A 21,560-nucleotide genomic window follows, 5' to 3' on the forward strand; every position below is an offset into this window, starting at 1 on the left:
CGCTGAGCTGGATGGGGATCAGACGACGGTTACGAACAGGCGCACCAGCAGCTGAAGCAGGAACTCGGGCTCGGCCACTTCGAGGGACGGTCCTGGACAGGCCTGCACCGACACGCGTTGATGAGCTGCATCGCCTGTGCCTACCTGCAGCACCTCCGCCTCGCCGCGCACCGCCGGACGAGGCGGGGGGAAAATGCGGCCCCCAATGCCGGGCCCGCCACCCTCACCAAGCCTGCCCGCCGTGCGACGCGCCATTCTCGACCGCCTGTTCAGCCATCTCGTCACGCCGATCCGATGTCCGCACTGCCGACGCAGGTTCCTGTCACCTCATCATAAAATGCCCAGGTAGTGCTAGGAGATGTCGGCCAGCCAGACTGTATTGGGCCGGGTGACCGCGAACTGCCGGTTCAGCAGGTTCGGGGCGACCGCGAGGTCAGGGCGGCTGTTGGTGGTGGTTGGACGAAAGCGCCGGCCAGCGATCGCTCGGATCCCGTTGGCCTGCATCAACCTCTCAACCCTGCCACGGCTCACGTGGTGTCCCTTGGCTCGCAAAGCGACCTGTAGGCGCGGGCTGCCGTAGCGGCCGTAGTGGCTGGCGTGCAGGCGTCGAATGTCGGCCAGGATTTGCCGGTTGGCCACGGCTCTGGCGCTCTTGGGACGCGTCCGCCAGGCGTAGTAGCCGGAAGCAGAAACGCCGAGCACACGACAGGCGGTCCGGATCGGCCAGGTACCGGCATGGGCGGCGATGACACGGAACCTCATCTCGGGGTTTCCGAGAAGATGCCGATGGTGGGTTCAACTGGTCAGCGCAACATGATTGATTTCATGATGTTCCGGGAGGATCCACGATGGCGCGAACCGGCCGGCCTGGCTTATCTGCGGAGCAGAAAAGGGAGCTTTGGATCCGATGGAAGGACGGCCAGTCGCTCAGTGACATCGGACGGGCTCTCGGCAAGCCCGCGGGCTCGATCTTTGGTGTGCTGCAAGCCAAAGGCGGTATTGCGCCGCCGCTGCGGCAGCGATCTGCCCGCGCTCTGACGCTGGAGGAGCGCGAGGAGATATCGCGGGGTCTGGTGGCTGGCTTATCTTTAGGGGATTATGTATTTGACAAACACTAACCCTGGCCATAGGATTCTGGTCAAGGAGATCGCCCGTGTCCGTCCTGTCCGCCCCCTACTTCCACGATGCCGACGCCGCCCGGGTGGAGCTTGAGCGCACCCTTTGGGCCAATGGCCCGGTTTGCCCGCGTTGCGGCGGCAAGGAGCGGATCACGGGCGTCAAGGGGGGCCGCGCCGGCCTTCGCCGATGCGGCCCGTGCAAGCGTCAGTTCACGGTCACGGTGGGCACGGTCTTTGAGTCCAGCCATGTTCCGCTGAACCTGTGGCTGCAAGCTGTCTATCTAATGTGCAGCAGCAAGAAGGGTATCAGCGCGCACCAGATCATGCGGGTGCTGGACGTGCAGTACAAGACGGCTTGGTTCATGGCACATCGCATCCGCGAGGCCATGACGGCCGGCAGCCTGCCGCCGATCGGCGGCGACAGCGCGACGGTCGAAGTGGACGAGACTTTCATCGGCACGAAGTATCAGAAGCCGATGAACGCCCGTGGCTACGCGCACAAGAATGCCGTGCTGACGCTGGTTGAGCGCGGCGGCGCTGCGCGCTCCTTCCACGTGGATGGCACCGCCGCAAAGGATCTGCTGCCGATCATCCGCGCGCATGTGAAGCCCGGCACAGCCATCATGACGGATGAAGCCGGCCAGTACGTGACGCTCCGCAGCGACTTCCCGGCCCATGAGGTCGTTAAGCACGGCAAGGGCGAGTACGTGCGCGGTGCCGCGCACACCAACACAGTCGAAGGCTTCTACAGCGTGTTCAAGCGCGGAATGAAGGGCGTCTACCAGCACTGCGCTGAGAAGCATCTTCAACGCTACGTTGCGGAGTTTGATTTTCGGTACAACAATCGCGTCGCGCTTGGTATTGATGATGCCGGTCGGATCAACCGCGCGTTGGGTGGAATTGTAGGGAAGCGGTTGACCTACCGGGACTCGTCCTTGGCCGAAGGCGCCGGGAGGCGGCGGTGATCGAAGAGAAGCAAGCAACTTTGGTGCTACACGGTCTGGAGACAGACAACCGTCTGGTCCGAGCCGACGTGTTCGCCCGGAAGCTTACGGCCTTCCTTCGTGGGCTCGTGGCGGCCGACAAGCTGGCGAACGGAAAGCAGCTTCACCAGTTCGTCATCACCGACTTGGCCATTGGTAGTGCCAAGGTCAAGATTCGCGAGAAGCAGAAGACGCGTGAGAGGCCGACCGCTTCCGGCGTCGCCACTTACGAGCGTGCCTTGGGTGCGATCTACAATGGTGATCGGCATGCCCAAGAGCTGCCCGAAGGGCTCTTGGCGACGGTCACCAGCCTCACGAAGGGGGTAGATTCCGACTTCGCGCACGGCGAAGTCTCCTTCGCTAGCAGCAACGTGGTGCGCGTTGACGATTACCTGCACCGGCAATCCCAGCGGACGCGCGAGTTGATGCGCCATCCCGTTCAGCAACTAAGTCACCGCTACTATCACGGCCTCGCGAGGGGCGCCTTCGACGGCGTCCTGCGCGTCATGGACAGCCGTGGCGAGACGTTGCGGGCCAAGCTGGTGACGACTGCCGGCGGAGTTGAGATCGATTGCGTGGTGAATAAATCTCGCGTGCCCGAAATCCGCGAACTCCTTGAGGAGCGCGTGAGGATAGAAGGTCTCGCGCACTACGATGGGGAACAGCAGATCCCGGTTCGGGTAGACATCAACAAGGTCCACATCGTCAAACAGAAACCGGATCTCATTCGATGGCGCGGCGCGATGCTTCCGGGCGCCACTACCGGCGAGGACTGGTAGTCATGGCTGTGGAGCGCGAATACTTCTGGGACAGCTGCGTTCTTATCGCCTATCTGTGCGACGAAACGCACGCCTACGACATCGATAGCATCAAGGCTCATCTAGAGGACGCAAGAACTGGCCGCATAAAGATCTACGTGTCCAGCATAGCCGCCGCCGAAGTGCTTCCCTCTCGTCTGAAAGTAGCGCCCTCATTCGAAGATTTTATGGACGACTACCTTAGCGCCATCGTTCCTTTCGATCCGTCGCCCAACGTGATGACACTCGCGGCGCGGCTCCGCGACTTGCCCTACATGGATGCAAGAGGGCAGCGGCGGACGCTGAGCACGCCCGATGCCATCATGCTCGCGACGGCGGTTCACTTAGGGGAGGCGTGGTCGGTCAGGCTCGCCGCTATCCACACCTTCGACAAGGGCGGACGCAAGGACGCAGACGGAAGCAAGTCAGTCCCGATCCTCGGTTATGAGAACTGCTGCACCGGCTTCGATCCCGAACAGATGGTACTCGCTGAGCGCGTCATTCGCATCACGCGATGCCCCCCGATCCACCCAAACCCGAAGCTGCCCTATGACCCGTAAGTCAGACGCGGCTTCAGTCCAGAAGCTTCGCTTCATTGAAGCGGCGCGCAAGCTGGGCGCAAACGAGGACGAGGATGACTTCCGCGCCAAACTGGCCGTGATCGCGCGCCAGAAGCCGAAGGGCGCGGCGCCGCCAAATCCGCCGAAGGCGCCCAAGGGGAAGAAGGGCGGCTGATCCAGCGGGGCTAGGGCGACAGTCCTACTCGGCAGCCCGTGTTTGCGAAGTGCATAATCCCCTATCTTTACGCCAGATCGCGGCGCAACTCGGCCGATCGCCGTCGACCATCAGCCGTGAGATCGGCCGCAATGGTGGCCGCATGCAGTATCGTGCTATGGCTGCTGATGGACGAAGCTGGCAGCAAGCGTGCCGCCCCAAGCCGTGCCTGCTGGCCACCCATCGGTCTCTGCAGGCCGTGGTGGCAGAGAAGCTGGCGCAGCAGTGGTCGCCACAGCAGGTATCCGGCTGGCTTGAGGTGGAGTACCCTGACGACGAGGCCATGCGGGTGTCGCACGAGACGATCTACAGGAGCCTGTTCATTCAGGCGCGCGGCGTCCTGAAGAAAGAGCTGCTGGCGACGCTCCGGAGCCGCCGTCTGATGCGGCGCGCCAAGACTTCCACGACGGAAGGACAACCCAGAGGGCAGATCATCGGCGCCGTGTCGATCCGCGAACGCCCCGCCGAGATTGAGGACCGTGCTGTTCCAGGCCACTGGGAAGGCGACCTGCTCTCAGGTGGCAAGAACACGCATGTTGCGACCCTGGTGGAGCGCCGATCCCGCTTTCTGATGCTCGTCCAGGTGGATGGCAAAGATACTGAGAGCGTGGTTGATGCGCTGGTCCGGCAGGTCCAGCAACTTCCGCGGGGGCTGATGTCGTCGCTGACCTGGGACCGCGGAATGGAGCTGGCCCAGCACAAGCGTTTCGCTGTTGCGGCGGATGTTGCGGTATACTTCTGTGATCCCCGCAGCCCCTGGCAGCGGGGCAGCAACGAGAACACCAACGGTCTTTTGCGGCAGTACCTGCCCAGGGGATCGGATCTATCCGTTCACAGCCAGGATGATCTCGACACGATCGCCCTGCGGCTCAACACCCGGCCAAGGAAAACCCTTGGCTACAAAACACCAGCCGCTACCCTTGCCCAGGCCGTTGCGCTGACCAGTTGAACCCACCATGGCTTTTTTTAAAATGTCGCGATCAAGGCGCGCGCGCTCGAGCTCACGACGCAGGCGAGCAATCTCGGCAGCCTGATCCGCCGGCGAAGATGCTGGGCCAGATGGCGAAGCGACAGGCCCCGTGCCTGCCGTAACGGGCTGCGGCCGCGGCACCTCACCAGTCTGCCGTCGCCGCCAGTTGCGCAGCATGGAGGGCTGGATGCCCAACTCGCCCGCGACTTGCGTCAGCGGGCGGCCGCTGGAGCGCAACAGCGCAACCGCCTCCTGCTTGAACTCCGGCGTGAATCGCGCCGTGTCTTGTTCATCGGACACCTTCCTTGCTCCCAGGGAGCTTACTCAGCGGTGTCCACCAATTCGAAGGAGGATCACTTTTCACCCGAGTATCGCTCATGGCTTACGGCACTGAGCTTTCCGCAAGGAAATCTCTGAAAATCCTCTGGCAGCCTCTCTGCAGACCTTAATAGGTTTATCCTACGTGATTCGCAGTTTGTGACCGTTAGGTTTTTAGAGGTTTCCGATTCGCGCCTAGATAGGCGCGTGGCCGCTGGGCCACGCGCTCACACGGCCGCATCTCAAGCGGCGTGGCTATGCCGCCTGGTCGGGTCTCAGGCTGGCGTGTACTTGCCGCTGATCTGCCGCGCCGGCACTCCAGTGGGCAGCGCCTTCTCACCGCGCGCAACCAGCTTCTCGTTCTCCTGAGCCCGTGTCCCAGGGGTCCAACGCCGCTTCAGCTCGTCGCGTACGCGGAAGTGCAGCCGGCCGAGACCTGCCGTCTCCAATTCCACCGTATCGCCATCGTGCAGCGCGCTCAGGCCGCGGTGATTGGTACCTGTTGCCACCACGTCGCCGGGTTCAAGGGTGTGGATGCTGCTCAGCCAACTAATGCAGCGCGGAATGCGGTGCGCCATGTCGGAGGTGTTAAAGCCCTGCCGGAGCTCACCGTTGATCCAGAGGCGGATGTCGAGCGACTGCGGATCGCCCACCTCGTCGGCGGTGACAAGGAAGGGCCCCATGGGCGCAAAGGTGTCACGGGACTTGGCTTGGAAGAACACGTTGTTTGCGGGTGGCATGCCGCGCGCCGAGCCGTCGATGAAGTTCATGTAGCCGAAGACATGGGTCATCGCCTCGGCCTCCGAGACGTTGGTGGCGCGCTTGCCGATTACCAGCGCCATCTCGGCCTCCGCCTCGAACGCGATGGCGGGGATGTCGGGCAGCACCATGGTATCGCCAGGGCCAATCACGGCACCGGGCGACTTGTGGAACGCATTGATCGGCGGCGCCTCGGGCAGCGTGCCGTCTTCCATGTAGTTTACCGCCATGCAGTCGATCTGCCGCACGCGGGGAAGAGGGGCACGCAGTCGCGCCTCGGACAGCTTCTTGCCCGTCTCCTTCGTCAGCTCTGCCTCGATCTTCGTCCTGAATGCGTCGAATTCCGCGATCAGGGCTGGCATCAGGTCCAGCGTGTCGCGGTGGGGCAGCGATGAGAGCAGCGGCGTCAGATCGACGATGGCGTCGCCCTTGACGACACCGAGCCTGTAGTCATCGAAATACGTGAGTCGCAAGATTCTTCCCCCCGGTTCGCGTTCCGTCGCCGGGCGTGCGACGGCGGCATGGAAGCCGCCAAGCACAGAGTCGTGCCACCGCCGGAATGCTGTAGGCAAGCACGGAATCGTGCTTCTGTCGGAATGTTATAGACAAGCACAGCAGCCATCAATGCGTACTGCAGCGCAGGGCTTGCACGTGCCGCCGAGGCTTGGTTTCGCTGCATTGCGAGATATGCAGCGGCGCCTCATGGAGCAGCAATTACTGCTTGTTCATCGGCGCCAAGCAGATAGGCTGGTCGAAAATTATAAATGGGGAAGCGGTTCCATGATTAGCCACGCTGCGTTCGCGTTCGGCCGTCCCGTGTCCCGCCGCACGGCGCTCGGCCTTCTTGCCGCGCCCACGCTGGTTCCCGCCGCGCGCGCGCAGTCGCGGCCCCTGCGGTCCATCGTGTTCGTGCAGCCTAGTCCGTCCGCGATCAATTCCTACGCCGTCCAGGTCGGCATCGGGGAGGGCTATTTCCGTGAGGAGGGCCTGTCTGTCCGCAGTGAGGCCGTGAACGGCTCAGGCCCCGTGCTCCAGGCGCTCGCCTCCGGCCAGGCGCAGTTCGGCCGGCCGGGACCTGCACCGGTGCTGCGGGCGCGGGCGCGGGGCGCGGACGTGGTATTCCTGTACAACGGTCTGCCGCAGTCATCCTTCGGCATCCTGGTGCGGCAGAACTCGGCTTACCGCACGCCGGACCAGCTGCGCGGCAAGGTGATCGGCGTCGGCACGGCGGACGGGGCGGAGGTGGGCTTCGCGCGTGCCATCCTGAACGACCTGGGCATGCAGGAGCCGCGCGACTATCGCTTCATCCCGGTCGGGGACGGCGGCCCGGCGGTGGCTGGATTCCTGCGGGGCGACATCGAAGCCTATGTCGGTGCCACCGCCGATGCCGCGATCCTGAACCACCGCGGCATGGCGGTGCGCGACATTACGCCGGACAAGTACCAGACCTTCTTCGGAAACGGCTTCGCTGCCATGCGCGACTTCATCGATGGCAACCCACAGGTGATAGAAGGCTTCGGCCGATCGCTGGTACGCGCCACGCGCTTTTCCAACGATCCCGCTAACCGCGAGAAGGTGCTGCGTCACCTCGCCGTCGCCAACCCACAGGAGCTGGAGGACCGGGCCTTCGCAAACGCGCTCCTCGACGCGGTTCTGCTGAAGAGTCAGCCTCACGACCCGGCCAAGGGCTGGGGCTATCAGGAACCCGAACACTGGGGGGCCTGGCACCGCAGCATGGTCGAGAGCCGCGAGCTCGACGCCCCGCTGCCCGATCTGTCCGCCGCCTACACCAACCGCTTCGTCGAGGCATGGAACCGGAGATGAGCATGAGCCTTGCGGCCGCTGAACTCCCCGCCACGCCGGCTACCCGCGACGACCGCGCGGTCTTCGCGCTTCGTGGCGTCGGCAAGACATACACGCGGCGCAGCATCGAGGCGCTCGGCCGGATAGACCTGACCCTGGGGGCCAGCACCTTCTCCTCCGTGATTGGGGCGTCGGGCTGCGGCAAATCTACCCTGCTCAAGATCATGGCGGGGCTGGTGCCGCCGAGCTCCGGCAGCGTCATGCTGGCGGGGCGGCCCGTTACCGGCCCGCGCCGCGACATTGGCATGATGTTCCAGCAGGCGACGCTGTTTCCCTGGAAGACCACGTTGGAGAACATCGTCCTGCCAGTCGAGATCCGCGACGGCCGCGCCGCCGCGCGCGCCCACTACGGCAAAGCCCAGGCTCTGCTGGAACTGGTGGGGCTGAAGGGCTTCGAGGGCGTCTACCCGAATGAACTCTCGGGCGGCATGGCGCAGCGCGCGGCGATCTGCCGCATGCTGATCACCGAGCCGGAAGTGCTGTTGCTGGACGAGCCCTTCTCCGCGCTGGATGAGCTGACGCGCGACTTCATGAACATGGAGCTGCAACGCATCTGCCTCCAACGAGGCGCCACCACCTTTCTGGTTACCCACTCCATTCCCGAGGCGGTGATCCTGTCGGATACCGTCTACGTCATGTCTCCTCGTCCCGGCCGCATCGTGGAGACGGTGACGGTTGACCTGCCGCGGCCACGCACGCTGGATATGGTGACGACCCCGCGTTTTGGCGCACTGGTGGACCGTATCCGCAGCCACCTGGACAAAGGATCCTTCCTGTGAGCGAGGTCGCGCTTTCCGCCGCCCTGGAGACCGAGAACACGGTCTGGAGGGAGCAGGATTCCTGGTTTGACCGCATCCCGCGCTCGGTCGCAATGGCCGCGCTGGCCTTCATCGCGATCGGACTGTGGCAGGCGGTTTCCTGGAGCGGCTTGGTCTCCCCCATCATCCTGCCTTCGCCCGGGGACACGCTGCGGCACCTGATTTTTGTGGGAGGCAACCTGTTATCCGGCGGCTACATGCTCCAGTCACTGTGGGTGACGCTGCAGGAACTCGTGCTGTCCTTCGCGCTCGCGGTTGGGATCGGCTTCGCCCTTGGCGTGCTGGTGGGGGAGACCGCCTTCGGCGAGCGCGCCGTGATGCCCTATCTGGTCGCGGTGGACACCATGCCCAAGGTCGCTTTCGCGCCGCTCTTCATTGCGTGGCTGGGCTTCGGAATCGAGAGCAAGGTGGCGCTGGCCACCTTCATCGCGACCTTTCCTATTGTGGTCGGCACGGCGGCAGGGCTGCACGCCTCTGACGAGAATGCCCGCATGCTGTTCAAAACGATGGGGGCAAGCCGCTGGCAGACACTGGTGAAGATGAAGCTGCCAACCGGCATGCCGCAGTTCTTCACCGGGCTGAAGATCGCCTCCGTGGGCGTCATGGCCGGCGTGATCACCGGCGAGTTCCTGGGCGGCGGCCGCGGCTTTGGCGAACTGATCCGGGTAGCGTCCACCAACCTCGATACCGCGCGGGTCTTCGCGCTGATCCTCTACCTCAGCTTGCTCGGACTGCTAAGCTTCGGGCTGGTGGCCTGGACGCAGCGACGGGTGGTGTTCTGGCAGAGCGCGAGCGTGGCGCGGGAGGTAGGATAGCCATTGGCAATGCGCCACGGGGGTGTACCGACCGCGGATGATGAGACACCTGAGTGAAGCCTAAGAGCACCTGCTGTCTGGCCGCGGAACATTGTTGGGATCCGGTCGGGCTGACTATCCTGGACTATCGCCGCCGGTTCGAGTGCCTGCCACGCGCTGTCCTGGGGCGGAGGTGAGTTATGCACCAGATCCACGCGAATGCCCGCACCACTCCGGCCGTCCGTGCCGAGATCGGCCGCTCCTCGGCGCCTACCGGACTGCTGGCCCGGCGCTACGGCGTCAGCACCGAGACCATCCGCAAGTGGCGCCAGCGCGGGCCCGCCGACTGCCTGGACCGCTCCGCCCGCCCCCATAGCTTGCCCTGGAAGGCGACCGCAGGGGAGCGCGCGGTGGTCTGCCTGCTGCGCGAGAGGACCAACTTCGCCCTCGACGACCTGACCTTCGTCGTCCGGCACTTCCTGCCGCACCTCAACCGCGACAGCATCTGGCGCATCCTCAAGGCCGAGGGGCTGAACCGACGTCGTCCCGCAGCCTCGGAGCGTCTCGCCAGGGGCACCGGGAAGTTCCGGGACTGCGATCTCGGCACCACGATCCATTCCCATTGCGACCTCGAGCTGCTGCTGCGCGGGTTCAACGCCGCCCACAACGCCCGACGACAGCAGGTCCTGCAGGGCCGGACGCCGAACCAGGTTGTCGCCGAGCGCCTCGCCGCCCAGCGAAAGCTCCGCGGCACCGAGCCTGTCGGGCAGGCCGGGCGGCAGGACATCGAGAAGGCCCGCATCATCGTCGAGAACGCCAAGGACGTCTCACAACCAGACACCTCTAAGGATCGACGACATCACCAACGGCGTGAATAGGCCCACCAATGGGGTCACCAACTATTGGTACAGCCTTCACGACGTCGCCTGTAACGCGGAAGGGCAGAGCGACCACGCCACAGCCTCCTACGGGCAGGAGCACTACGAGGAATAGGAGCAGCTTTATCTGGCCACCTCTGGTCACAAGGCGGATTCCATAACGCCACCTTGTTCGGCTGCTCATCTTCAGCATGAACCTAGCCTCCGGGATCTAAATATTTTTCTGGTTATGCCCACATTGCTACCCCGGTTGGTGAACTAAGTGGAAATCGCTCTTTCGTGCTAAGCTAGAGGTTGTTATGGACCTGCGGCCAGTTGAGCAGCCTGCTTGAGCATGATGCACGTGAAGGCGACGAGGTGCAGGTCGGCAAGGGTGCTGGCATAGCGCTCATAGTCCTTCACCAAACGGCGGAAGCGAGTAGCCCAAGCAAAGGAGCGTTCCACCACCCAGCGTCGCGGCAGCAGCACAAAGCCGCGCTTGGCCTCCGGCAGCTTGATCACCTCCAACTCGATGCCATGCGCCTTGGCAGCGTCGGCCGCCTTCTGGCCGGTATAGCCCTGGTCGACATAGGCCAGATCGACGCTCTGGCCCGTCGAGGCCTGCACGGCTTGGGCAAGCCGCCCAACCTCAGCGCGGTCGTCGGCACTGGCAGGCGTAACGTGCAGCGCCAGCAGATGCCCCAGCGTGTCCACCGCCAGGTGCAGCTTGGAACCCTTCTTGCGCTTGGCGCCATCGTAGCCCGCCCGCTCGCCGCTCTCTGGCGTGGAGCGCAAGGTCCGGCTGTCCAGGATGGCAGCGGTGGGCTGCGCCTTCCGTCCGGCAGCTAGCCGCAGCACGGTGCGGAGGTCCTCGGCCAGTGCCTCGAAGCAGCCTGCCGTCAGCCAGCGCTGCGTCTGCTGGTACACCGCCGCCCAGGGTGGCAGGTCATTCGGCATCCAGCGCCAGGGCGCGCCGGTCTTCACCACGTAGCGCAAGCCGTTGAACACTTCGCGCAGGGGATGCTCCCGCTGCCCAGCCTGCTCCGGCAAGAGCGTCAGATAGGGCGCGACCAGCGCCCATTCTTCATCAGATACATCGGATGGATACGGCTTGCGGGAACTCATGCCCCGCAACCTGGTCGTTACCAGCCCAGAGGTCCATAACAACCTCTATCACTACCTGGGCATTTTGTTTGCGTATGATCTGATGGTGTGCGACGCCTCCTGCTGGAGGCGACGATGATGACGAGCATCCTTGGTGGTGGAGCAGATCTGGATCGCTGGCTAGCGCCGTTCCTGGAGGTTCTGGGGCGCAAGACCCGCCGCACCTGGGCACCGCTCTACCTGCGGGGTCTGCTCGGACCCGGCGAGCGCAAGAGCCTGCAGCCGATGGCCGCCCGGCTTGGCTTGGGCGGCCACGACCAGCTGCAGCACTTCATCGCCAGCCCCGCCTGGGATGATGCGCCGCTGTGGTCGGTGCTGGCGCAGCAGGCCGACAAGCTGGTCGGCGGTCCGCAGGCTTGGCTGGTGATCGATGACACGGCGCTGCCTAAGAAAGGCACGATGTCAGTCGGCGTGCTGCCGCAGTACTGCGGCCAACTCGGCAAGAAGGCCAATTGCCAATCGCTGGTGTCGCTCACCCTGGCACAGGGCGAGGTGCCTGTTCCGGTCGGTCTACGGCTGTTCCTGCCGGAGAAGTGGACCGATGACCCTGCACGCTGTGCCCAGGCAGGCGTGCCGGAGGCGGCGATGGCGCCGCGAACCAAGGCCGAAATCGCACTGGACGAACTCGACCGGCTGAGGGCGGCGGGCGTGCGGTTCGGCACTGTGCTGGCCGATGCGGGCTATGGCGCAAGTGCGGCGTTCCGGCAGGGCCTGGATGCTCGGGATCTGCGCTGGGCGGTGGGCATCCCGCGCAACCAGAAGGTCTACAGCGCCGCCGTGCAGCTGGTGCCGGCCGCAGGGACGGGCTCGTAAGCCAGTGCCGAACGAAGAGCCAGCAGAGGCGGAGAGGGTGTTGGCCTCGCAAACCTGGCGCCGCATCGCCTGGCGGCAGGGTACCAAGGGCGCATTGGCGGCCCGGTTCGCCGCGGCGCGCATCCGGGTGGGCGACGGCGCGGTTTGGGGCAACAACCGGCATCTGCCGGGTGATGAAGCCTGGCTGGTCGGCGAATGGCGCTCTAGCGGCGAGCGGAAGTACTATCTGAGCAACCTGTCCGCCGACACACCGCTGCGGGCGCTGGCGGCCACCATCAAAGGACGCTGGATCTGCGAACAGGCGCACCAGCAGCTGAAGCAGGAACTCGGGCTCGGCCACTTCGAGGGACGGTCCTGGACAGGCCTGCACCGACACGCGTTGATGAGCTGCATCGCCTGTGCCTACCTGCAGCACCTCCGCCTCGCCGCGCACCGCCGGACGAGGCGGGGGGAAAATGCGGCCCCCAATGCCGGGCCCGCCACCCTCACCAAGCCTGCCCGCCGTGCGACGCGCCATTCTCGACCGCCTGTTCAGCCATCTCGTCACGCCGATCCGATGTCCGCACTGCCGACGCAGGTTCCTGTCACCTCATCATAAAATGCCCAGGTAGTGCTAAGAGCCTATCCCGGTAGGGCGTGACGCCATGTGATGATGCCGCAGGCGAGGTGAAGCGGGGCGAGATAGTTGGCGGGCGTCTTGGTCCATCGGATCAGGATGGAGCGGAAGCGGTTGAGCCAGGAGTGTGTGCGCTCTACCACCCAGCGCCTTGCCTTGGCCTTGGCTTTGGCCTGTCGCCTGGCCCTGATCTCCTCGCCACGTGTGCGCAGGTGCAGGGTGAAGCCGAACTCCTCGGCCAAGGCGCGGGGCTCATCATAGTCGAAGCCCTTGTCGAGGCAGAGGTGCTGGGGATGGCGGCGCGTCGGCTTGGGTCGCCTGATCGGGATCGCCTCAAGCGTGGACCGCATCAGCTTGTGGTCGTTGCGGTTGGCGCCCTCGATCACTGCACCCAGAGGGACGCCGCGTCCGTCGATCAGCACCGATCGCTTGACTCCGCGCTTGCCGCGATCCGTTGGGTTGGGCCCGGTTTTTCCCCCCACCCAACGGCGCCTTGCCCATGGCGCCGTCGAGTGCGAACCAACTCCAGTCGATGCCGCGAAGCCCGTCATAGGCCAGCAATCCCTTGCGCCAGAACGCCTCGAACACTCCGGCCTTCGTCCATTCCTGAAAGCGCCGGTGCGCCGAGGAAGACGAGCAGAGCCTCGTCTCGCGGAGCGCATTCCACTGGCAGCCTGTCCGCAGCACAAAGAAAATGGCGTCCATCGCCGCCCGGTCCGGCACCCGCGGGTTGTGGCAGCCCAGCGGGTGCCTGGGCCGGGGTGGCAGGAGCGGCTCCATCTCAGCCCAGAGCGCGTCCGGCAGCCGCCAGCCATCATTCTGAACGCGCCGTTTCGGCACCCTCCGCACAGATCTCCTGGTCATGAACCATGAGTTAGGAAGCCCAGGATCCAGCGTCTAGTGGGATAGGTTCTTAGGCCTGATGGCCACTCAGGATGGTGTCCATACGAAAGCATTATAGGCCATCAGCAGTTTTTTTGTTCTGTTCTGCATGGAGGAGCATCGCTACCGCACAAAACAGATTGGGCCACGATAGCCTGCTTGGAAGGAGAACGTCCGATCGTACTGTGCCGTATCCTCGCACCATCTGGCAGCGTGCCTGCATGACCCGCTCCTGCAGCTTCCTCAGCGGGTCTCTGGGAAAGCAGGCTGTGGCCACCAGGACGAACGGCATGATCTGCGCCGTGCCATTCATGCTCACCATCGGCAGGAACTCGCCTCCACGGCTTAGTCAGGGCTGATCGTCATATGCAGCAGCATCCAAGGAGGTACATCATGCCGTTATCTCCAGCGCCGCACTCCCGGTTCGGAGCCTACGCTGTCATCGCTGCCGTGCTGTGCGGTGCCACTGCGGCTTTCGCCTATACTGCAGGATGGATCTCGCCTGATCGCCTCACGCGAGAGAGGGTGGTGGACGGTCTGAGCCCTCCGGGAGGGCCTGCGCTGGGCCACCGGCGCAATCACGTGAAGGGCATCTGCTTCACCGGAACCTTTGAGGCCAACGGCGCTGGAACGGCCCTCTCCCGCGCGTCTCTGCTTGCAACCGGTTCCTACCCGGTCATTGGCCGCTTCAATCTCGCCACGGCCGACATCTCGCAGCCCGACGCCAAGTCACGCGTACGGGGCCTGAGCCTGCAGATCCTCGCGCCCGACGGGTCGGAGTGGCGGACCGCCATGATCACCGCGCCCGTTTTTCCGGTCTCAACGCCGGAAGCGTTCTACGCCTTGCAGCAGGCCTCGGCGAGCAAGCAGCCGGACGCCATGCGTGCCTTCGCTGCGGCGCATCCGGAGATCGCCCGCTTTGGCGCCTGGGCCAGCAGCGCACCATGGACGGGGAGCTATGCCGAGGAGCGCTACAACAGCCTCAACGCCTTCACCTTCACCAGCGCTGACGGTCAGGATCATGCCGTGCGTTGGTCCATGCTACCGGAGGCGCAGGCCGTCTCCGTTCCACCAGCCCAGCTTGCCACCCGCGCGCCGGACTTTCTGGAGCAGGACATCAAGACCCGCCTCGCCGCCGGCCCGGTGCGCTGGACCATGGTGGTGACCGTCGCCGAGCCCGGCGACCCTGTGGCGGACCCCAGCCAATCCTGGCCAGAGGACCGCCGCACCGTTGATATCGGCACCCTCATGGTGCGGGCGCTGCAGGAGGAAGCGGACGGCCCCTGCCGCGACGTGAACTACGATCCCACCGTGCTGCCCAGCGGCATGATCACCTCGGCCGATCCCTTTCCGGCCGCACGGTCCTCCGCCTATGCCCTGTCCTACCGCCGCCGTGCGGCGGAGGCCGCCCAGTATCCCCGCACTGCCCCGGGAGCCCGCCCATGACCCCCGCACGCTTCAGCCCACTGCAGCGCCTGTTTCACTGGGTCATGGCAGCCTGCATCCTGGCGATGCTCTTCATCGGCGTGGGCATGGTCTCGACCATCTCGACCCGCTACCTGACGCTGCTCTCCATCCACAAGCCGCTTGGCATCGCAATCCTTGTTCTCGCCTTGCTGCGCCTCGTCCTGCGCCTGCGTCGCGGCGCTCCGTCCCTCCCAGATGACCTGCCGGAGCCGATGAAGCTCGCGGCCCACCTCTCCCACGTTGCCCTCTATGCACTCATGATCGCGATGCCCCTGCTGGGCTGGGCGATGCTCTCGGCCGAAGGCGTCCCCGTGTTGCTCTCCAGCAGCGTGCGCTTGCCGCCCATCGCGCCGCAAGGGCTGGAACTATACGCCCTGTTTCGGAGCGCACATGGTTACCTCGCCTATGCTTTCTTTGCCGTCATCCTGCTACACCTGGGTGCGGCGCTTTATCACGCGATGATACGCCGCGACCGGGTCTTCGGGACGATGGCGCCGGTTCCGATGCGGAACCGCACTGCGGATACACCCGGCCGAACCATAGAATCGGCGCACAACGTCTGATCGGGCGATTGCGGTCGATCTAGGATCAGGATCCATTGATCTGGAAGAGGACGGTGGTCGCGAGGCAGACATTGGACACAAAGGTATAGGCGCAACGGTCATAGCGCATGGCGATACGGCGCCACTCCTTGAGTTTGCTGAACATGTTGCGGCTGGAGGAGGCAATGGTGGCCTACGAGGCCTGCCTGACAGTTGCCGCATACGTGTGGCCGGAGGAATGGGCGCAAGAGATGCGCAACTGTAGTATGATCGCCTGCGAGGAAATCGGTCGGCGCAAAGGCTGATAACGCCGGGTGCAGCGGGTCTGCTTCTGGCGCACCGTCTCGGCATATGGATGCCCGAGACGGTGCGCGGCCGCCGCGCGAGCTGCTGTTGGTCAGCAATATTCCTGACCAAGCGACGCTAAACCGCATTTGCGGCAACGGTCGATCAAGAGCCTGATGAGCACCGCAGTCCGGTGCTTATCGCGCTAAGGCAGGCTCAGGAGCGGCAGAAACTGGCCGGAAGCCGAATGACGTCTTGCGGGACGTTAAGGGTGGAAGCAGACCTCCGCCGCGTTTCGGGCTCCTGCGGTATGGCTGCTGGACGCTTCCAGCACCTCATCTTCGGCCTGCTGGGCCTAAAAAGAGGCGGAAGAAAAGGTGACGGACGAGGACCTGCGCTTCCTGCTCGCCGAGGCCGAACGTCACAGCACCATCGAGACCGCCGAGCGCCGGATGATTTCCGCGTGCTGCGGCTTGGTGACCGCGCCGTGCGGGGTGTCACGACACCGCGCGGCGAGGTGGACTGGATCGATGACGCGGCGGGTGACCAGGCAACCTGGACATGACGCTCCGCCGTCCTGGCGCCGGGCCTGTTCCGCCCATCGTTCAGCCCCCGGTGGCCTGAACCCTGGAATGCCGGTGGGTCATCCCGCCGGAGAGGGCAGGCGTTCCGAACAGCCGGTCAGGCTGATGAAGGGCGCTGTGCCGCCCTCCCGGTCATAGAGAACCCTGACCGTCGCCAGGTTGATGGCGGCGGTCAGGCCCCTGCCAAGCCGCAGGGTCTCGCTCCCATACGGGCCAAGAAAGCCCCGCATGGGATGCTCAAGCGGCAGGCTCACCCCATCCGGCCATGAGCCGACCGTCAGGGTCCAGCCGAGGGTCCGGCTGGTCAGGTTGCGGAGGTGGGCGCGGTATTCATAGGCATTCGCCCTGAGCATCACAGCGTAGACAAAGCCCACCAGAACCCTTCCGGAGCAGGTGGCATCCTTATCCCGTGCCTGGACGGGGAGGGGAGCCTGTCAATCGGCACTGAATTGGGACCCCAGATCGGCACGCAAAAGGGACCCTCTTGTGAGGTGTGTTGAGGAGGCGTTCAGGCGCGGTTCTTGAATCGCCAACTGTCGTTGCCGGTCTCGACGATGTCGCAGTGGTGAGTGAGGCGGTCGAGCAAGGCGGTGGTCATCTTGGCGTCCCCAAAGACGCTGGGCCATTCACCAAAAGCGAGGTTGGTGGTGACGATGACCGAGGTCTGCTCGTAGAGACGGCTGACAAGGTGGAACAGCAACTGCCCGCCGGACTGGGCGAATGGCAGATAGCCAAGCTCGTCGAGGACAACGAAATCCAGGCGGCAGAGATGATCGGCGATGCGCCCTTGTCGTCCGGCCCGGGTCTCGGCCTCGAGGCGGTTCACCAGGTCCACCACGTTGTAGAACCGTCCGCGCGCTCCATCGCGGATGCAGGCTCGGGCAATGGCGATAGCCAAATGGGTTTTGCCCGTGCCGGTGCCACCGACGAGCACCACGTTGCGCTGCTGGGCCAGGAACCCGCCACCCGCGAGATCACGGACCAGAGCCTCGTTAACCGGGGTACCGTCGAACCCGAACTCGTCCAAGTCCTTGGCCAGCGGCAGCTTGGCGGTGGTGATCTGGTACTTGATCGAGCGCGCCTGCTTCTCGGCGATCTCGGCCGAGACAAAGTCGCCGATAACCTGCTGTGGCTCATGCTGGCGTTTGACGGCGGTCGTGATGATGGCGTCAAACGCGGCGCGCATGCCGTAGAGCTTCAGCTCGCCCATGGTGGCGAGGATAGCGGTGCGTTCCATCAGGGTCCTCTCCTCAGGCTGTCGTAGCGGGTGCAGTCGGCCAGTGGCGCATGCCGCAGCCGGAGCGCCTCCGGGGTCAGGATGGTCACCGGCGGCGGTGGCTCGCGCTGGCGGGCGAGGATGTTGAGGATAACGTCGGCCGAGTGGACGCCCTCGCGCAGCGCCTCGCTGCAAGCGGCCTCAACCGCAGCCAGACCGTCGTCCAACACCCTGGTCAGGATCTCCACCATCTGCCGGTCGCCATCGGTGGCTGTGGCCAGCTTGCGGCGGACCCGTTCCAGTGCACTGGGGAGCAGCCAGTCCTTGAACGGTGCCTCGTTGCGCAGCGCTCCAGGTTTGCGCGCCAGCACGGGCACGTAGTGCCAGGGGTCGAACACCGTCTGGTCCCGGCCGAACACGCGCCGGTGCTCGCCCACCACCCGGCCGTCCTGGCGCAGCTCGATCCGCTCGGCATAGGCCCGGATCTCGACCGGCCGCCCCACCGCGCTCGCCATCACCGAGTACTTGTTGTTGTCGAACCGCACCAGGCAGGTCTTGGATACCGCGGCAGGCACGGCATGGAACCCGTCGAACCGCCCAGCGTAAGGCACCAGTGTAGCTGCCGCTGTGAAACTGACCCGGGCGCCGATTGAAAGCTGACCCATGCCTAAGGTGGTCCTGTCGTGGTGACGGGGGCCTGGATGGTAGGGGGAGAGGCGGCCTTGGAGATCAGGGTGTTGGCCAAGCATGGTCTGGGCGTGCGCGAGATCGCGCGGCAGGTCGGGGTGTCGCGCAACACGGTGCGGCGCTACCTGCGGGAGCCAGAGGCAGGTCGCTACCGCAGCCGGGCGCCGCGGCCCGGCAAACTGGCGGCGTTCGAAGGGTATGTCGTGTCGCGGGTCGCCTCGGCTTTGCCGGAGCAGCTGGCGGCGAGCGTGCTGCTGCGAGAGCTGCGCGAGCGCGGCTACGTCGGTGGCTACACCGTCCTCAAGGATTTCGTGCAGCGCCTGCGGCCCGTGGTGATGCCAGAGCCGGTGATGCGGTTCGAGACGGCGCCCGGCGAGCAGATGCAGGTGGATTGGGCCTCGCTGCGACGTGGAGCGGATCGGCTGTCGGTGTTCGTGGCGACGCTGGGCTGGAGCCGAGCGGCCTATGTGGAATTCGTCACCGACGAACGGCTGGAGACCCTGCTGGCCGCCCATGAGCGGGCCTTCCTGGCCTTTGGTGGCGTGCCGCGGGTGGTGCTCTACGACAACATGCGCAGCGTAGTGCTGCAGCGGGTCTGCTACGGCCCTGGCCTGCACCGCTACCACCCGACCTTCCTTGACTTTGCCCGCCATTGTGGCCTGCGGCCGCGGCTGTGCCAGCCTTACCGGCCATGCACGAAAGGCAAGGTGGAGCGCTTTATCCGCTACCTGCGCGGCAGCTTCTGGGTGCCGCTGGCGAGCCGGATGGCGGCAGAGGGCGTGGTGGTGGACCGGGCGGCCGCGAACCTGGCGGCGGGGCGCTGGCTGCGCGAGGTGGCCAATGCCCGCGTGCATGCGACCACCGGCGCGGTGCCTGCGGAGCGGCTGGAGCAGGAACGCGCGGCACTGCAGCCGGTACCACCTCCTTATCGTGGCCTGGTATCACACGCCGCAGCCTTGCGGGCACCTGCCATGCGGCCGATTGTCGGGCTGCAGCATCCGCTGGCGGTCTATGACGCGCTGCTCGCCCCGGCGGGCTTGGCATGAGCAACACCCAGCACGCCCGGATCGTCGAACTCTGTACCGAGTTGCGTCTGACGGCGGTACCCGACCTCTACGGCGCGGCGGCGCAGGCCGCAGCGGCAGGCGATGCCTCGTTCAGCGACTTCCTCGAGGAGACCTTGAAGGGTGAGCGCGAGGTGCGCCGGGGTCGGGCGCGGGAGATGTTCGCCCGCACCGCCGGGTTCCCTGCGGTCAAAACGCTGGATGGCTACGATTTCGGCTTTGCTACCGGCGCGCCGCGCCAGCAAATCCAGGAACTGGCCAGCCTGGCCTTCATCGAGCGGCGGGAGAACGTGGTCCTGCTCGGGCCCTCAGGCGTGGGCAAAACCCACCTGGCGATCGCGCTCGGCTACCTGGCAACACAGCGGGGCTGGAAGGTGCGGTTCACCACCGCGGCCGACCTGGTGATGCTGCTGGAGACTGCGCAGCGGCAGGGGCGCTTGAAGGAGGTGCTGCACCGGGCGGTGAATACCTACCGCCTGCTGGTGATCGACGAGATCGGCTACCTGCCGATGGGTCGCGAGCAGGCGAACCTGTTCTTTCAGGTGGTGACCCGGCGCTACGAGCGCGGCGCCATGGTGCTGACCTCGAACCTCACGTTCGGCAGCTGGGATCAGGCTTTCGCGGGCGAGACGGTGCTGACGGCGGCCATGCTGGACCGGCTGCTGCATCATGCCACCGTGGTGCAGATCAGCGGCGAGAGCTACCGCCTGAAGGAGGGAGTGTCAGAAATTTCGTGTGCGGCGGAGCGGTTAAACACGCTCAGGCCATGGCGCGGGTGAAGCGTTCGCCGAACAGGACGGCGAACTGAGCCTTGGCCATGGACCATTCCCGCGGCGGCATGGTCCACTCCTTCTCCGCCCGGTGCAAGACCAGATACAGAAGCTTCAGGGCAGCCTCATCCGTGGGGAAGTGCCCTCGGCCTCGGACCGCCCGGCGCAGCTTTGAGTTCAGCGCCTCGATGGCATTCGTGGTGTAGAGAAACCGCCGGATCTCGATGCTGAACGCGTAGAACGGCACCACCTCGGTCCAGGCACGGCGCCAGCTCTGGCCAATGGCGGGGTACTTCTGGCCCCAGAAGCCCGCTTCGAAAGCGGCCAGGGCCGCCTCGGCGGCTGTGGCGTCCACTGCCTGGTAGATGGCCTTCAGCGCCGCGGCCACCGCCTTGCGGTCCTTGTAGGCGACGAAGTCCAGGCTCTGCCGCAAGAGGTGGACAATGCAGGTCTGCACCACCGCTTCCGGGAACACCGCCACGATCGCTTCGGGAAAGCCCTTCAGCCCGTCCACCACGGCCAGCAGCAGGTCCTCGACACCCCGGCCGCGCAGCTCGTTCATCACCCGGAGCCAGAACTTCGCGCCCTCATTCTGCTCCAGCCACAGGCCCAGGATCTCCTTGCCGCCGTCGGCCCGGACGCCGAGCGCGATGTGCACGGCCTTGTTGCGTACCAGCCCTTCGTCCCGGATCTTCACCCGCAGCGCATCAAAGAACACCACTGGATAACGGGCTCCAGCGGCCGGTTCTGCCAGGCGGCAATCTCATCAAGCACGGCATCCGTCACAGCGCTGATCAGGTCCGGCGAGACGTCGATGCCGTAGAGTTCGCGCAGGTGACCCACGATCTCCCGCGCGCTCATGCCACGGGCGTACATGGAGATGACTTTGTCATCGAAGCCGGGAAGCGCCGCTGATACTTGGCGATCAGTTGTGGATCGAAGCTCGCCTGCCGGTCCCGCGGGATCTCCAGCGCCAGCTTGCCGCTGTCGGTCACCACCGACTTCTGACCATAGCCGTTGCGGCTGTTGCCCTCGCCACCCTCTCCGGCAAGGTGGTGGTCCATCTCGGCGTTCAACGCCCGCTCGGCGAACGCCTTTTTCAGCTCATCCAGCAGGCCGCCCTGCTCGAAGGCTGATCGGGCATCGGCACCGGCCAACAACTGGTCCAGGATCGCATCCGGAATCCGCGGCTCTTTCCGTCGGGCCATGGGAGGTCTCCTTTGTCCCCACTATGCCCCGCCGCACACGAAATTTCTGACACTCCCCCTGAAGGACAAGCGCCGGGCCGGGGTCATGGCCAAACCGAAGCAGGCGGAATGAGAAACACGACCTGGATGGGGCTCGCCCTCACGCAGGCAACAAACACATGAGTCAGGTTTCAACCGGCACATCAACCCAAAGTGGGTCAGTTTTCAAACG

The 21,560-nt window shown here is 65.1% G+C and carries 17 protein-coding genes and 9 pseudogenes; 16 read left to right on the forward strand and 10 right to left on the reverse strand.

Features of this window, described 5'->3' with window-relative positions; all coding sequences use genetic code 11:
• Positions 1 to 33: 33 nt before the first annotated feature.
• Positions 34 to 336 (forward strand): annotated as a pseudogene (locus IAI58_RS23135) (IS701 family transposase); the annotation flags it as partial.
• An 18-nt stretch (positions 337 to 354) separates the two neighbouring features.
• Here IAI58_RS23135 and IAI58_RS17830 read toward each other — a convergent pair.
• Positions 355 to 789, reverse strand: a pseudogene (locus tag IAI58_RS17830) (IS3 family transposase); the annotation flags it as partial.
• A 59-nt stretch (positions 790 to 848) separates the two neighbouring features.
• Here IAI58_RS17830 and IAI58_RS17835 point away from each other — a divergent pair.
• From IAI58_RS17835 to IAI58_RS17860, 6 genes and pseudogenes are all read left to right on the forward strand, one after another.
• A pseudogene (locus IAI58_RS17835) lies at positions 849 to 1,091 on the forward strand (IS30 family transposase); the annotation flags it as partial.
• Positions 1,092 to 1,153: 62 nt separating this feature from the next.
• Positions 1,154 to 2,083, forward strand: a complete 930-nt coding sequence (locus IAI58_RS17840) for an IS1595 family transposase (RefSeq protein ID WP_208776134.1) — start codon at positions 1,154 to 1,156, stop codon at positions 2,081 to 2,083.
• Entirely contained in the window at positions 2,080 to 2,880 is an 801-nt protein-coding gene (locus tag IAI58_RS17845; protein ID WP_208776136.1) for a hypothetical protein, read from the forward strand. Before IAI58_RS17840 ends, IAI58_RS17845 begins: the two co-directional genes overlap by 4 nt.
• 2 nt (positions 2,881 to 2,882) lie before the next feature.
• Positions 2,883 to 3,458 (forward strand): type II toxin-antitoxin system VapC family toxin, encoded by a 576-nt coding sequence (locus IAI58_RS17850; RefSeq protein ID WP_208776142.1) that lies wholly within the window; start codon positions 2,883 to 2,885, stop codon positions 3,456 to 3,458.
• Positions 3,448 to 3,633, forward strand: coding sequence for a hypothetical protein (locus tag IAI58_RS17855; RefSeq protein ID WP_208776144.1), 186 nt, complete (start codon positions 3,448 to 3,450; stop codon positions 3,631 to 3,633). The genes IAI58_RS17850 and IAI58_RS17855 overlap by 11 nt, the downstream gene beginning before the upstream one ends.
• A 64-nt stretch (positions 3,634 to 3,697) precedes the next feature.
• Positions 3,698 to 4,621: pseudogene (locus tag IAI58_RS17860) on the forward strand (IS30 family transposase); the annotation flags it as partial.
• Positions 4,622 to 4,630: 9 nt separating this feature from the next.
• On the opposite strand, the pseudogene IAI58_RS23140 reads toward IAI58_RS17860, so the two are convergent.
• Positions 4,631 to 4,935, reverse strand: a pseudogene (locus tag IAI58_RS23140) (transposase); the annotation flags it as partial.
• Between the two features lie 300 nt (positions 4,936 to 5,235).
• On the reverse strand, positions 5,236 to 6,192 hold the full coding sequence (locus IAI58_RS17865) for a fumarylacetoacetate hydrolase family protein (RefSeq protein ID WP_208776148.1): 957 nt from the start codon (positions 6,190 to 6,192) through the stop codon (positions 5,236 to 5,238).
• A gap of 307 nt (positions 6,193 to 6,499) precedes the next feature.
• On the opposite strand from IAI58_RS17865, the gene IAI58_RS17870 reads away from it, so the two are divergent.
• The 4 genes and pseudogenes from IAI58_RS17870 to IAI58_RS23620 form a co-directional block, all read left to right on the forward strand.
• Positions 6,500 to 7,543 carry an ABC transporter substrate-binding protein gene (locus IAI58_RS17870; RefSeq protein WP_208776150.1) on the forward strand — a complete coding sequence of 348 codons (1,044 nt, stop codon included), beginning with the start codon at positions 6,500 to 6,502 and terminating at the stop codon, positions 7,541 to 7,543.
• The gene (locus IAI58_RS17875; protein ID WP_208776152.1) at positions 7,540 to 8,361 is read left to right on the forward strand and encodes an ABC transporter ATP-binding protein; all 822 of its coding nucleotides are present in this window, start codon (positions 7,540 to 7,542) and stop codon (positions 8,359 to 8,361) included. Before IAI58_RS17870 ends, IAI58_RS17875 begins: the two co-directional genes overlap by 4 nt.
• Entirely contained in the window at positions 8,349 to 9,215 is an 867-nt protein-coding gene (locus tag IAI58_RS17880) for an ABC transporter permease (protein ID WP_419555860.1), read from the forward strand. Before IAI58_RS17875 ends, IAI58_RS17880 begins: the two co-directional genes overlap by 13 nt.
• A 179-nt stretch (positions 9,216 to 9,394) precedes the next feature.
• Positions 9,395 to 9,799: pseudogene (locus IAI58_RS23620) on the forward strand (transposase family protein); the annotation flags it as partial.
• 238 nt (positions 9,800 to 10,037) lie between these two features.
• Here IAI58_RS23620 and IAI58_RS23405 read toward each other — a convergent pair.
• Both IAI58_RS23405 and IAI58_RS17890 read right to left on the reverse strand, forming a co-directional pair.
• Entirely contained in the window at positions 10,038 to 10,265 is a 228-nt protein-coding gene (locus IAI58_RS23405) for a DUF6726 family protein (protein WP_336512708.1), read from the reverse strand.
• Positions 10,266 to 10,369: 104 nt separating this feature from the next.
• On the reverse strand, positions 10,370 to 11,176 hold the full coding sequence (locus tag IAI58_RS17890) for an IS5 family transposase (RefSeq protein ID WP_208775912.1): 807 nt from the start codon (positions 11,174 to 11,176) through the stop codon (positions 10,370 to 10,372).
• A 117-nt stretch (positions 11,177 to 11,293) separates the two neighbouring features.
• Between IAI58_RS17890 and IAI58_RS17895 the strand changes: the two are divergent.
• Positions 11,294 to 12,626, forward strand: a pseudogene (locus IAI58_RS17895) (IS701 family transposase).
• A 23-nt stretch (positions 12,627 to 12,649) separates the two neighbouring features.
• Here IAI58_RS17895 and IAI58_RS17900 read toward each other — a convergent pair.
• A protein-coding gene (locus IAI58_RS17900) for an IS5 family transposase (protein ID WP_408906224.1) occupies positions 12,650 to 13,424 on the reverse strand; the annotation gives its coding sequence in 2 pieces (ribosomal slippage) (positions 12,650 to 13,126 and positions 13,128 to 13,424; 774 coding nt in all).
• Positions 13,425 to 13,919: 495 nt separating this feature from the next.
• On the opposite strand from IAI58_RS17900, the gene IAI58_RS17905 reads away from it, so the two are divergent.
• On the forward strand, positions 13,920 to 14,972 hold the full coding sequence (locus IAI58_RS17905) for a catalase family peroxidase (protein ID WP_208776175.1): 1,053 nt from the start codon (positions 13,920 to 13,922) through the stop codon (positions 14,970 to 14,972).
• Positions 14,969 to 15,556: a cytochrome b gene (locus IAI58_RS17910; RefSeq protein ID WP_207451379.1), complete on the forward strand. Its 588-nt coding sequence runs from the start codon at positions 14,969 to 14,971 to the stop codon at positions 15,554 to 15,556. Before IAI58_RS17905 ends, IAI58_RS17910 begins: the two co-directional genes overlap by 4 nt.
• Before the next feature lie 907 nt (positions 15,557 to 16,463).
• Here IAI58_RS17910 and IAI58_RS17920 read toward each other — a convergent pair.
• The 3 genes and pseudogenes from IAI58_RS17920 to IAI58_RS17930 form a co-directional block, all read right to left on the reverse strand.
• Positions 16,464 to 16,778, reverse strand: a complete 315-nt coding sequence (locus IAI58_RS17920; RefSeq protein ID WP_207451377.1) for a hypothetical protein — start codon at positions 16,776 to 16,778, stop codon at positions 16,464 to 16,466.
• A 134-nt stretch (positions 16,779 to 16,912) separates the two neighbouring features.
• Positions 16,913 to 17,641 carry an IS21-like element helper ATPase IstB gene (gene istB / locus IAI58_RS17925; RefSeq protein ID WP_207451375.1) on the reverse strand — a complete coding sequence of 243 codons (729 nt, stop codon included), beginning with the start codon at positions 17,639 to 17,641 and terminating at the stop codon, positions 16,913 to 16,915.
• Positions 17,641 to 18,324, reverse strand: a pseudogene (locus tag IAI58_RS17930) (Mu transposase domain-containing protein); the annotation flags it as partial. The pseudogene IAI58_RS17930 and the gene istB (IAI58_RS17925), both read right to left, overlap by 1 nt.
• Between IAI58_RS17930 and istA the strand changes: the two are divergent.
• Both istA and istB (IAI58_RS17940) read left to right on the forward strand, forming a co-directional pair.
• Positions 18,322 to 19,353, forward strand: coding sequence for an IS21 family transposase (gene istA / locus IAI58_RS17935; protein WP_207451385.1), 1,032 nt, complete (start codon positions 18,322 to 18,324; stop codon positions 19,351 to 19,353). The pseudogene IAI58_RS17930 and the gene istA sit on opposite strands and share 3 nt — an antisense overlap.
• A complete protein-coding gene (istB, locus tag IAI58_RS17940; protein ID WP_237182719.1) occupies positions 19,350 to 20,150 on the forward strand; it encodes an IS21-like element helper ATPase IstB in 801 nt (266 codons plus the stop codon). The genes istA and istB (IAI58_RS17940) overlap by 4 nt, the downstream gene beginning before the upstream one ends.
• Here istB (IAI58_RS17940) and IAI58_RS17945 read toward each other — a convergent pair.
• Positions 20,131 to 21,349, reverse strand: a pseudogene (locus IAI58_RS17945) (IS256 family transposase). The gene istB (IAI58_RS17940) and the pseudogene IAI58_RS17945 overlap by 20 nt on opposite strands.
• Between the last annotated feature and the right edge of the window lie 211 nt (positions 21,350 to 21,560).

The sequence above is a fragment of the Roseomonas marmotae genome, from assembly GCF_017654485.1.
Taxonomy (GTDB): domain Bacteria; phylum Pseudomonadota; class Alphaproteobacteria; order Acetobacterales; family Acetobacteraceae; genus Pseudoroseomonas; species Pseudoroseomonas marmotae.